Source organism: Adhaeribacter arboris (genome assembly GCF_003023845.1).
Taxonomy (GTDB): Bacteria; Bacteroidota; Bacteroidia; order Cytophagales; family Hymenobacteraceae; genus Adhaeribacter; species Adhaeribacter arboris.
The window spans coordinates 1,863,597-1,874,301 of sequence record NZ_PYFT01000001.1 but is presented as its reverse complement, the minus strand read 5'-3'; the positions used below and the strand labels follow the sequence as shown (position 1 = coordinate 1,874,301).

The 10,705-nt window shown below is 42.0% G+C and carries 12 protein-coding genes; 6 read left to right on the top strand and 6 right to left on the bottom strand.

The window, feature by feature from the left end:
* Window positions 1-140: 140 nt before the first annotated feature.
* The 6 genes from AHMF7605_RS29455 to AHMF7605_RS07705 form a co-directional block, all read right to left on the bottom strand.
* Entirely contained in the window at window positions 141-365 is a 225-nt protein-coding gene (locus AHMF7605_RS29455; protein ID WP_146153542.1) for a hypothetical protein, read from the bottom strand.
* A gap of 188 nt (window positions 366-553) precedes the next feature.
* Window positions 554-1,171, bottom strand: a complete 618-nt coding sequence (locus AHMF7605_RS07725; protein WP_106928033.1) for an ATP-binding cassette domain-containing protein — start codon at window positions 1,169-1,171, stop codon at window positions 554-556.
* Window positions 1,168-1,839 (bottom strand): molybdate ABC transporter permease subunit, encoded by a 672-nt coding sequence (gene modB / locus AHMF7605_RS07720; RefSeq protein WP_106928031.1) that lies wholly within the window; start codon window positions 1,837-1,839, stop codon window positions 1,168-1,170. Before modB ends, AHMF7605_RS07725 begins: the two co-directional genes overlap by 4 nt.
* Before the next feature lie 18 nt (window positions 1,840-1,857).
* Window positions 1,858-2,610, bottom strand: coding sequence for a molybdate ABC transporter substrate-binding protein (gene modA, locus AHMF7605_RS07715; RefSeq protein WP_106933389.1), 753 nt, complete (start codon window positions 2,608-2,610; stop codon window positions 1,858-1,860).
* 51 nt (window positions 2,611-2,661) lie between these two features.
* A complete protein-coding gene (locus tag AHMF7605_RS07710; protein WP_146153541.1) occupies window positions 2,662-3,105 on the bottom strand; it encodes a hypothetical protein in 444 nt (147 codons plus the stop codon).
* A gap of 157 nt (window positions 3,106-3,262) precedes the next feature.
* Window positions 3,263-3,670 (bottom strand): DUF1801 domain-containing protein, encoded by a 408-nt coding sequence (locus AHMF7605_RS07705; RefSeq protein WP_106933388.1) that lies wholly within the window; start codon window positions 3,668-3,670, stop codon window positions 3,263-3,265.
* Between the two features lie 623 nt (window positions 3,671-4,293).
* On the opposite strand from AHMF7605_RS07705, the gene AHMF7605_RS07700 reads away from it, so the two are divergent.
* The 6 genes from AHMF7605_RS07700 to AHMF7605_RS07675 all read left to right on the top strand — a co-directional run bounded on the left by AHMF7605_RS07700 (window position 4,294) and on the right by AHMF7605_RS07675 (window position 10,441).
* On the top strand, window positions 4,294-4,701 hold the full coding sequence (locus AHMF7605_RS07700) for a hypothetical protein (protein ID WP_106928027.1): 408 nt from the start codon (window positions 4,294-4,296) through the stop codon (window positions 4,699-4,701).
* Window positions 4,702-5,050: 349 nt separating this feature from the next.
* Window positions 5,051-5,320, top strand: coding sequence for a heavy metal-binding domain-containing protein (locus tag AHMF7605_RS07695; RefSeq protein ID WP_106928025.1), 270 nt, complete (start codon window positions 5,051-5,053; stop codon window positions 5,318-5,320).
* 51 nt (window positions 5,321-5,371) lie between these two features.
* Window positions 5,372-6,637, top strand: coding sequence for an efflux RND transporter permease subunit (locus AHMF7605_RS07690; protein WP_106928023.1), 1,266 nt, complete (start codon window positions 5,372-5,374; stop codon window positions 6,635-6,637).
* 68 nt (window positions 6,638-6,705) lie between these two features.
* Window positions 6,706-7,083, top strand: coding sequence for a four helix bundle protein (locus tag AHMF7605_RS07685; protein WP_106928021.1), 378 nt, complete (start codon window positions 6,706-6,708; stop codon window positions 7,081-7,083).
* 216 nt (window positions 7,084-7,299) lie between these two features.
* On the top strand, window positions 7,300-9,198 hold the full coding sequence (locus AHMF7605_RS07680) for an efflux RND transporter permease subunit (RefSeq protein WP_106928019.1): 1,899 nt from the start codon (window positions 7,300-7,302) through the stop codon (window positions 9,196-9,198).
* Window positions 9,185-10,441, top strand: coding sequence for a TolC family protein (locus AHMF7605_RS07675; protein ID WP_106928017.1), 1,257 nt, complete (start codon window positions 9,185-9,187; stop codon window positions 10,439-10,441). The genes AHMF7605_RS07680 and AHMF7605_RS07675 overlap by 14 nt, the downstream gene beginning before the upstream one ends.
* The last annotated feature ends 264 nt before the right edge of the window (window positions 10,442-10,705 follow it).

The following is a 10,705-nucleotide window of genomic DNA, read 5'->3' as shown; positions in this document are numbered from 1 at the left end:
TATCGAAGGTCAATTCAGGTAATGTGTCAGAACAGGGAAAATTAAAATTTCCCGGAAAGGTTGTTTTACCAGTTTCAGGTTAGTAAAGCCTTTTTTACCCTCATGTATACAGGTAATAATGAAAGTTTTTAAATTCAAATTTAGCGAAGTTTCACCTTGTAAATGAAAACAGTACCCACTATCCAGGCGCACAATAACCAGGGATTTAACACGCTCTCGTACCAGGCCGCCCCATTTACCCAGGCTATGGTATTCGTAATCAGTACGGCAATCAGAAATAGGAAAGGTAATAAACGGACCAGCCGAACCAGCTCTTGCTTTGCTTTTAATTTTTTTACCAGGCGAGCCGTGTATTGTTGTACCATTTGGGTATTTTACGTAATCACTTTTCTCGCCGTTTACATGCAAAGGCGGAACTTGAACAGTAAGCTTTTAAATTTACTATTTAATGCGTGCTTTTCTACTTAAATGTTTTAATTTTTTAGATAAATCTGCCTTAGCTTCCGCTTCATTGATATTACATTTTAGACTTTCCGGGCTTTATCAACCAGGTTTATTCTAATGCAAAAGAGTGTTCGGCCCAGCCTTCGGTTTCCAGGGGATGATGCGTAACCACCAGACAAGTAGTTTGCAATTCGGTAAACAGTTGTTTTAAATCAAGGAGCAAGCTCTGTTTTAAGGCGTAATCCAATGCCGAAAAAGGTTCATCCAGTAAAAGCAACCTCGGCTTTGTAGAAAGAGCCCGCAGAATAGCTAACCGCTGTTGCTGTCCGCCCGATAAGAATTTGGGTTTATGCCGATAAAAAGCTTGCATTTTACCTATGGCCAGCAAACGTTGTACGTAACTCGTATCGGAAGTGCCAAATAACAAGTGTTGCTCCACGGTTAAATGCGGGAAAAGGGCGTAATCCTGGAAAACAAAACCGGTTTGTCTTTTTTGGGGCGACCAGTTAATTTGGATTCGCGTATTTAACCAAATTTCATTTTCCACGCTTATGTAGCCTTGTTCGGGCTGCACCAGCCCGGCCAGTATTTTTAAGAAAGTAGTTTTACCGGCGCCGGAGGGGCCAAAAATTTGCGTAATTGTATTCGTGGCAAACGTAGTATTAATTAGCAGCTGGTTGTTACCGTTGTACGTTTTAATATTTTTTTGAATAGCTACCTCTATCATTCCAACGGGCTTTTGGCCGATTTCCGGTTTAAAACAAAAACTGTTACTACTATAACAAAGGTAATGGTAAATAAAAGCAAGGAATAGTAATTGGCGCTGGTATAATCCATGCTTTCCACAGAATCATAAATAGCAATGGAAGCTACTTTGGTTATACCGGGAATATTGCCGCCAATCATGAGTACTACGCCAAATTCGCCCAGGGTATGCGCAAAGGTGAGCACAGCCGCCGTTATCAGCGAAGCTTTGATATTGGGTAACAAAATATGAAAAAAGGTTTGCAGGCGGGATTTTCCCATGGTATACGAAGCCTCGGCCATAGAACGGGGTAAATGATCGAACGCCGACTTTACCGGGCTAATCATAAAGGGCAGGCTATAAATTACCGAAGCTAAAACCAGTCCTTTAAAAGAAAAAACCAACTGCAGGGCAAAAGTTTCTTGTAGCCAATTCCCCAGCGTATTCTGCGGACTAAAAGCCAATAGCAAATAAAAGCCTAAAACCGAGGGCGGTAATACCAAGGGCATCGTAATAACTGCCTCCAGAATAAGTTTAGGAATGGAGTTACTTCCGGATAACCAATAAGCGACCGGCAACCCAATGAAGAGCAAAATTATAGTGGTAATAAACGAAAGTTTTAAACTAAGCAGGATAGGAGTCCAATCCATAGTATTCTGATTTACCCGTTACGGCACCCGGTACCCATTTTGCCGGAATATTTGTTGAGCGGCCGGGCTGGAAAGATAAGCGTAAAATTGCATTGCGTGGGCATAATTTCCTTTTTTAGCGTGGCTCAGTACTACCATGCCTTGCTCCATCGTAGAATAAACTTTATTTTCTACCCGTACCCATTTAAATTTATTTTTATTTGGATTTTCGTAAATCAAGGCTTCGCTGGTAAAACCTATTTTTACGGCCCCAGTAGTAATATAGGTATTTACCTGGGCAATACTTTCGCCGTAAACTAATTTGGGTTGCACTTTTTCCCATATACCGTAATGCTGCAAAGCTTCCCGGGCGGCTTGGCCGTAGGGGGCCAGCGCCGGATTAGCCAGGGCAATCTTATTGATGGAACTAGTAGTAAGCAACTGGCGCCAGTTTTCTAGGGTTAAATCAGCAGTACTGCACACAATTAAGCTACCCAGAGCATATACTTTTGGGGCATTTAAGCCAAATCCGGATTTAAACAGGTTAGTAGGATATGCCATGTCGGCGGATAGAAATATATCGTAAGGTGCTCCGTTTTTAATTTGGGCGGTTATTTTGCCCGAAGAACCGGTAATAATTTCGGTTTTAACTCCGGTTTTCTTTTCAAAATCTTTTTGTAAAATTTTTATCACAAATTGGGCGTTCGCGGCTACGGCCACTCTTACCGGCTGCGCCCTACTAACCAGACTTAGCCCTAAAAACAACAGAATCCACGTGAATAAGCTTTTCATAATAGTTGAAGGAATAACTACTTCCGGCAAGGAAATGGGGTTATTTAGAATTTATTTTTGAAATTGTATGGTTACCACCGATCTCGCATCTTTTCTGAACCCGGAGCCATCTGGATAAGTATCGTTCCAGGTTTCCCGTTGCCAGGTCATATTGCTTTCGGTAAGTAAAGCCAACTCAAAGCTGGAGCTTAAGCCGTAACCAGCTACGTGAATGTACTTTTTGTTTTGTTGTTCGCTTAAACTGTACGTAGCCCAAGGATTAGTGGTAGTACCATCGGAAATAGCAATGCTTTGCCCCGAAATAATATAGATGGAATTATTCTGGGTAGTATCCGTGTAAACTTTAACGTTTGACGCATCGTAGCCTTCATAGGTATTGGAGACTACCTTCCAGGCTCCCTGCAAGAGGTCAGCGGTAGATTTAGGGTTTACGTCGTCCTTTTTACATCCTAACAAAAAAAAGAAAATCCAGGCAAGAAGTAGTAATTTTTTCATACCCGAATTTACAATTTTTATGGATTGGTTCTTGGAAAACGGTTTAGGTATTGCCGAAGGCGGAAATTTCATCATTACCGTTTATGAGCATTATATAGGTTGATTTACTTCCGTCAGCCGAATAATAGGGGGTTAGCCTACTTTTGTTAATATTCTATTAGCGGTTTGTTGTGGTTGACTTCGTTGCTTTCATCCATTTATTTACGATATCTTCCAGTTCCAATTTTGATTTTTGTATACCGTTACTATCCTGAAAAGAAACTACTGCTCGATCATTCTCTTTCCAAACAAGAAGTCCTGAATTGTCGACAATAATTTTGTCTTTAGGTTGAGTTAGTTTTTTGACGCCTCTGTGAAAAATTAATTGAATTTGTTTGGGTGGATGAATTCTCATTGTTATTCGGTCTTCGTTCTCCAAACAATAATTTGGTCCATTCCATTTTATGTTTTCTGTTATTCTACCATCAGCGTTTAAAATTGTTCGTCGTAACTGTTCTATTTCGGCTCTCAAAGGGTGATGCAAGTCGTCAAGAAATTTAGTTACTTCCCTGTTTAAGTTATCCATATAGTGTTTTTTGTTGTTTTGATTTAAATTGATGGCTTTTCTGCGTTCAAAAATGACCTTCAACAATTGGTATTACTTTCGGCAAATTACTTTTAATTAAAAAAACAGCACGCATTAGGTTTCTCTATGGCAGTAAACGAACGATAACTACTTAAGCAGAACGTACCCTTTTTCGGCCCTGCCCCTTTAATAAAAGAGCATTTTATTGATTTTGTCAATTGATTAAACTGATAAAACTTTAACGGATTTAATTTAAATCCAAAACCCAATAATCGCTCGTATTTCATTTTTACCTTTTGCAGTTCTAACTCACGTTATTTACAAAATCAAGCAAAAAATTAAAACAATAAATCGGGTCTTACGGAATAATGATGAAACATAAAGTAAGTATAAACTTTTTCTAACCATCAGGGTGCGTAGGGTACTATAAGAAATAATCTATTTGTTTCTGAAAAGAAAAAAATTACTGTTGAATTTGAAACAACTTACATAAACAGTTAAACGTCTAAATTATATTAGTTTTTTTTAAGATTATATAAAGAAAGTAACTTAAGTTTATCTAATTTTGTTTGTATAAAGAGGCGTGAGCCGGGCTACTCATTTTTTATTTCGTCATTTCATTCATGCGAGCAATTCAGAAAATCATTCACTACACCTTAATTCTGGCCATCACTTTGGCTTCTGCCGGATTTCGGATAGCGGTTTCGAATTGCTCTTCTAACGAAATGGAAAAAGCAATTACTACTTCTACCCATTCCAATTGTTGCTGTAAAAAGCCGGCTCCAAAATCTAAAACTACCAGCGAGGATTGCGGTTTGGGTACTTGTGTTGTGCCAACCTCCGTTTATTGCTCTTTAAACTCGCGCCAAGCCTATGAGCAAGTAGCAAAATTGCTGCGGCCAATTAATACGTATGCGGTTTACGCCGAGGTTATTTATCCGGCATTGCAAGAGGCGCAACCTTATTTTACGTTGCCCCCGCCTTCTTCCGGTCGGTTGCGCGGTATTCTACACCAAGTTTTCTTAATATAATTTCCTTTCTTCTGGTAGAAGTTATCCGGCTATTGTCTCCCTTAAGCCCGGCTTCTACTAAGCCTTATCCTTTTTAATTTTCAGGTAAAGTAATTTTTCTGGCTTTAGGTTACCTTACTGATAGTAGTAGGGTTAGGGTATTGGTAATTGGTAGCCATACTAATGCCATGTATTCCGACAACCTGGTTTAAAGTTAAAAAGCTTATCGGCTTAATCATTTAAAACTGTGGCTTTTCAGCCATTGTAAAATCTTGTATTATACCTTTTTAAAGACAAATGCGCTTTAGTGAAAGCGCCTGATTTTTAGGTAGATAACTTCTTCAACTTAGATTTTTAAACACTCTTCATCATGAAAGCAATTCTTTTTACTGTCTCCTTTTTCCTACTTGGATTTATCTCTATTACCGCTTGTAACAACGCCAACTCCAGTCGAAATGCCACGGAACAAACTACCGTAAAAGCGGATTCCAGCGGGCAAGCTGGTTCGGAATTAGCCGCCGTGTATTCCTGCTCCATGCACCCGGAAGTAACCAGCAACGAACCCGGTAAATGCTCAAAATGCGGCATGAACTTAGAAAAAGTAGCTGCTAAAGACCACGAGCACGAGGAACAGCATTAATTTAAAATTTTCTCCTGGGCCTCAATCCGGGAGAATCATTCTCTTCTGGCTATGATTGGCAACTTAATTTCTTTTTCTCTCCGGAACCGGCTGGTGGTTTTGCTGCTGGCGGCCGGATTATTTGGTTGGGGCGTATACTCCATTTCCGTTAACAAAGTAGATGCTATTCCGGATTTATCTGAAAACCAGGTAATTGTATTTACCGAATGGATGGGCCGCAGCCCGCAGATTATGGAAGACCAGGTAACCTATCCCTTGGTTACGAATTTGCAGGGCATGCCCCTGGTAAAGTATGTGCGCGGCGTATCTATGTTTGGGATGAGTTTTATTTACATCATTTTTGAAGATAAAACCGATGTTTATTGGGCCCGGGAAAGAGTACTGGAACGCCTGAACTACGCGAACCGCTTATTGCCGGAAGGCGCCGTTCCTACCTTAGGGCCGGATGGAACCGGAGTAGGGCATATCTTGTGGTATACCTTAGATGCACCCGGCCTGGACTTAGGCGAACAGCGGGCTATCCAGGATTGGTACGTGAAATTTTCGCTGCAAAATGTTGCGGGGGTAAGCGAAATTGCATCGTTCGGCGGCTTCCAGAAACAATACCAGATCACCTTAGACCCGAATAAACTAACTTATTTCAATTTATCGGTACCTCAAGTAATTGGCGCCGTGCGGGCAAACAATAACGAGAGCGGCGGCCGCAAGTTCGAAAGGAGTGCTATCGGGTATATCATTAAAACTACCGGTTACCTGCAATCCACGGAGCAAATCGAAAATATTCCGGTTGTAACTTCGAATACCATTCCGGTACGGGTAAAGGACGTTGCTACCGTGCAAATGACCGGGGAATCGCGCTTAGGAATTTTTGACCTGAACGGAGAAGGCGAAGCTGTGGGGGGAATAGTGGTAATGCGCTACGGGGAAAATGCCGCCGAAGTAATTGCCAACGTGAAGGCCAAAATGAAAGAAGTAGCGGTGGGTTTACCCAAAGGCGTAAAATTTAATATTGTGTATGACCGCAGCGGTTTAATTACCGAATCGGTCGATTCGGTAAAAGCCACCTTAATCGATGAGATGGTAGTAGCCTCGGTTTTAGTTTTCATTTTTCTCTTTCACTGGCGCAGTGCCCTCATTATTATTATTCAACTGCCGCTCTCCGTTGCTATCGGGTTTATTCTTTTAAATGCCTTTGATATTTCCTCTAACATCATGTCCCTTACTGGTATAGCCTTGGCCATTGGGGTAATTGTAGATGATGCCATTGTAATGGTCGAGAATGCTTACCGGCATTTAGCAGATGCGCAGAATAGTTAATGAGTGAGTTTTGAATGAGTGAATGAGCGAATTCTGAATAATTAAATGAAATAATTACAATTAGAACAATGGAAGAATCTGGGAGATTATCTAAAGAACAATTTGTGGAACGCTTCCGTCAGAAGACTAAAAATTTAGCTTTGGATGTAATTCGTTTGGCACAAAGCCTACCTAAAACGGAAGAGGCAAGCATCTTAAAACGACAACTTTTACGTTCAGCCACATCGGTCGCCGCAAATTACCGTGCCGCTTGTCGTGCCCGTTCCTCCGCCGAATTCTACGCTAAATGTAGCATTGTGATTGAAGAAGCTGATGAAACCTTGTTTTGGCTGGAATTACTTACCGAAGCCAACATTATACCGGAAGTTAAAGTGGCAAATCTTATGAAAGAAGCAACTGAAATCTTATCCGTAATGGCGAAAGCCAGAAAAAATACTAGCAAGTAATAAATGGACGAGTGAATGTTGAATGAGTGATTGAGTGAATGTGTGAATGAATAGTAGTTATAATCAAATAAATCAATGAATCTATTTTAAAAAAGACTATGATCCATATTCTATATTTTTAATTTCATTATTCAAAATTCACTTATTCACTCAATCACTCATTCAACATTCACTCATTCTCACATTCCCTTATTTCCTCATTCAAAATTTAAAAAGATGAACCTATCCGATTCCGAAAGATTAGCTATCATCGAAAAAGCATCGAAGCAAGTGGGGCCCAGCGTGTTTTGGAGTACCGTTATCATTATTACTTCTTTTCTGCCGGTGTTTTTACTGACGGGGCAGGAGGGAAGATTATTTAGTCCCTTGGCCTGGACCAAGACCTTTATATTAATTGTGGATGCCTTCGTAGCCATAACGGTTACGCCGGTGCTGCTTTCTCTGTTTCTAAAAGGAAAGTTTAAGCCGGAGAGCAGTAATCCCATTAACCGGGGTTTGGAGCGGGTGTACGGACCTATTTTACGCTGGTGTTTGGAATGGCGTAAAACTACCATTGGCATCAATATTATCGCTTTATTTATTGCCATTCCGATGATGCTGCGTTTAGGTTCGGAGTTTATGCCACCCTTAGATGAAAGCTCCATTTTGTTTATGCCCATCACGCTCCCGGATATTTCTAATTCCGAAGCTAAGCGCATACTACAGGTGCAGGATAAGATTATTAAATCAGTGCCGGAAGTAGCGCAGGTTCTGGGTAAAGCGGGCCGGGCGAGTACCGCAACGGACAATTCTCCCATCAGCATGATCGAAACTATTATTCAGCTGAAACCCGAATCGGAATGGCGGGAAGGCATGACCAAAGCTAAAATTATAGCCGAACTTGACCAAAAACTACAAATCCCAGGGGTAATAAACGGCTGGACCCAGCCTATCATTAACCGAATAAATATGCTGGCTACCGGCATCCGTACCGATGTAGGAGTAAAAGTGTATGGGCAAAGTCTCGATTCTATTGCTTTGCTATCAGAAAGAATAAGAAACGCGCTTCAGGAAATTCCAGGAGTTAAAGATTTGTACATCGAGCCGGTTACTGGCGGTAAATATTTGGAAATTCAGCCGAAACGGGAGGAACTGGGCCGGTACGGATTGTCGGTGAATGATGTGAATGCGGTGGTCGAATCTGCTTTAGGCGGCATACCCATTGGAAATACTGTAGAAGGCCGCCAGCGTTTTTCCATTAACGTACGATTAGCCCAGGAGTACCGCAACAGTTTAGACCGGATCCGCCGCATTCCCATTCAATCCGTTTCTTTGGGTTCCGTACCTTTATCGGCGGTGGCAGACGTACAGTTTGTGGAAGGTCCGCCCATGATTGCCTCCGAAAATGCCCAGTTACGCGGTGCGGTGCTTTTCAACGTACGGGAGCGGGATTTAGGCAGCACCGTGCAGGAAGCAATTCAGAAAATAAACCAGGAAGTAACCGGTATCCCAACGGGCTACCACCTGGAATGGAGCGGCCAATGGGAAAATCAAATCCGGGCCAATCAGACTCTAAAAATTATTATTCCCCTGGTGCTTGTAATTATTTTCCTGATTCTGTATTTCTCCTTTAGATCGTTAAAAGAAGCTTTACTTAATTTAATTACCATTCCCTTTGCCATGATAGGAGGCGTATTTATCGTGTACTTCTACGGTATAAATCTATCGGTTGCGGTGGCAGTTGGGTTTATTGCTTTGTTTGGCTTGGCGGTGGAAACGGCCATGGTGATGGTGGTTTACCTCAACGAAGCCATGAACCAGTTAGTAGCCGAAAAAGGTAATTCTGGTCAAAGCATCACCAAGCAGGACATCCGGGAATATGTTTTTAGGGGAGCCGCCAAACGCTTGCGGCCCAAAATCATGACGGTTTCGGTTTCCTTGTTTGGTTTAATTCCGGTACTGTGGGCTACCGGGGTAGGTACCGATGTAATGCTGCCCATTGTGTTGCCCCTGATTGGCGGCGTTTTTACTTCTTCTATCCATATTTTGTTGGTTACGCCGGTCGTTTTTGAAATGACGAAAGAGTACGAATTAAGAAAACACGGTAAAATTGAAATTTACGATGTTAAACAATAAGTATAAATATGGCTTGGCTATTGGGCTTTTTCTGGTGGCGTTTTTACCTCTGCGGGCGCAGAACCGGGTAATGAACCTCGACAGTGTTCTGCTTTATATACATCATTATAACCTGATGTTGCAGGAACATGACTTACAAACCGAGGCCATCAAGACGTACGCGGAAGGAGCCAAAAGCTGGATGTCACCTATGATAGGAGCCGGCGTGTTTATGTATCCTTATCCGGGGCAGCGGATTATGGAAGACCGGGATAAAGGCATGCTTATGACCGCTGCCCAACAGGAAATTCCTAATCCAGCTAAACTGAAAGCCCAAGAAAAGTATATGCAATCGCGAGTGGCAGTTGAGGAGGAAGGTCACGAAGTTATGTACAATCAGTTGCGGGCCCAGGCTAAAATTGCCTATTACCAATGGGTAGTTTTAGAGAAAAAAAAATCGATTCTCCGGGAAAGTCAGCGCATTATGGGGTTTATGCTCAAACTCGCCAAAGTACGGTACCCTTACAACCAAAGCACTTTAGGCAGTATCTACAAGGCCGAAGCACGGTTGCACGAAGTGGAAAATATGCTGCTGATGAATGAAAGCGAAATCGGGATGAAGAATATTCAATTAAATATTCTGATGAATCTGCCCAGAGATACCCGTTTTCAGATTGATACCGTGGTAAAGGTTCCAGAAGTAGCTATTCAAACGGATACTTCTTATTTCAATTCAGCCCGCAGCGATGTGCGGCAGTTAGATAGAAAAATTGAATCCATGCGGCTCAACCTACTCCTCGAAAATAGCCAGCGCCTGCCGGATTTTAGTATCCGATTCGAAAACATGCTGCCCCGCGACCGGATGATGCCGCAGGTGTTTACCGCTATGGGTATGGTATCTATCCCTTTTGCGCCTTGGTCGAACCGGATGTATAAAGCCAATTCTAAAGCCATGAATTTGGAAATTCAATCCATGCAAATAGGCCGGGAGAACTTATTGAAAGAAGCCCAGGGCATGGCGGCCAATATGGCTTTGGAGTTAAAATCAAAGAAAACCCAGGTCCAGAACTATCAAACAAAAATTATCCCGGCTCTCCGGCGAAACTACGAAACTACCTTGCTGAGCTACGAGCAGAATACCGGGCAATTACTCTTAGTAATGGATGCCTGGGAAGCGCTGAACATGGCCCAAATGGAATACCTGAATAACCTGGAACAACTCTATCTGATAGGGGTGAATTATGAGAAAGAACTGGAAAAATAACTCAAAAAATAATTTAGGTATGTTGTCTTTCTATTTATTAAAAAGGCTTCTTTTGGCGGAGGTTGGGAGAGGATTTCTTTTTACCAGAGTACTTCTAAATGGCGCGAGCATCCTCGCTCGTGTTTATTATCTGGTAGGCCTCTGGCCGGATGAAAGAGTAAAACTTTGTTATAAGCAAGTAAGGGATTCTTATCTCGGCCGGAGAACGGACGATGACAAGATACGAGCGAGGACGTTCGCGCCATTTATACTTTTCCCAACAAA

What these genes read in the sequence shown, in the direction of transcription:
- AHMF7605_RS29455 (WP_146153542.1), bottom strand. Translation starts at nt 365, where the DNA reads ATGGTACAACAATACACGGCTCGCCTGGTAAAAAAATTAAAAGCAAAG.
- AHMF7605_RS07725 (WP_106928033.1), bottom strand. Translation starts at nt 1,171, where the DNA reads ATGATAGAGGTAGCTATTCAAAAAAATATTAAAACGTACAACGGTAAC.
- modB (WP_106928031.1), bottom strand. Translation starts at nt 1,839, where the DNA reads ATGGATTGGACTCCTATCCTGCTTAGTTTAAAACTTTCGTTTATTACC.
- modA (WP_106933389.1), bottom strand. Translation starts at nt 2,610, where the DNA reads ATGAAAAGCTTATTCACGTGGATTCTGTTGTTTTTAGGGCTAAGTCTG.
- AHMF7605_RS07710 (WP_146153541.1), bottom strand. Translation starts at nt 3,105, where the DNA reads ATGAAAAAATTACTACTTCTTGCCTGGATTTTCTTTTTTTTGTTAGGA.
- AHMF7605_RS07705 (WP_106933388.1), bottom strand. Translation starts at nt 3,670, where the DNA reads ATGGATAACTTAAACAGGGAAGTAACTAAATTTCTTGACGACTTGCAT.
- AHMF7605_RS07700 (WP_106928027.1), top strand. Translation starts at nt 4,294, where the DNA reads ATGCGAGCAATTCAGAAAATCATTCACTACACCTTAATTCTGGCCATC.
- AHMF7605_RS07695 (WP_106928025.1), top strand. Translation starts at nt 5,051, where the DNA reads ATGAAAGCAATTCTTTTTACTGTCTCCTTTTTCCTACTTGGATTTATC.
- AHMF7605_RS07690 (WP_106928023.1), top strand. Translation starts at nt 5,372, where the DNA reads ATGATTGGCAACTTAATTTCTTTTTCTCTCCGGAACCGGCTGGTGGTT.
- AHMF7605_RS07685 (WP_106928021.1), top strand. Translation starts at nt 6,706, where the DNA reads ATGGAAGAATCTGGGAGATTATCTAAAGAACAATTTGTGGAACGCTTC.
- AHMF7605_RS07680 (WP_106928019.1), top strand. Translation starts at nt 7,300, where the DNA reads ATGAACCTATCCGATTCCGAAAGATTAGCTATCATCGAAAAAGCATCG.
- AHMF7605_RS07675 (WP_106928017.1), top strand. Translation starts at nt 9,185, where the DNA reads ATGTTAAACAATAAGTATAAATATGGCTTGGCTATTGGGCTTTTTCTG.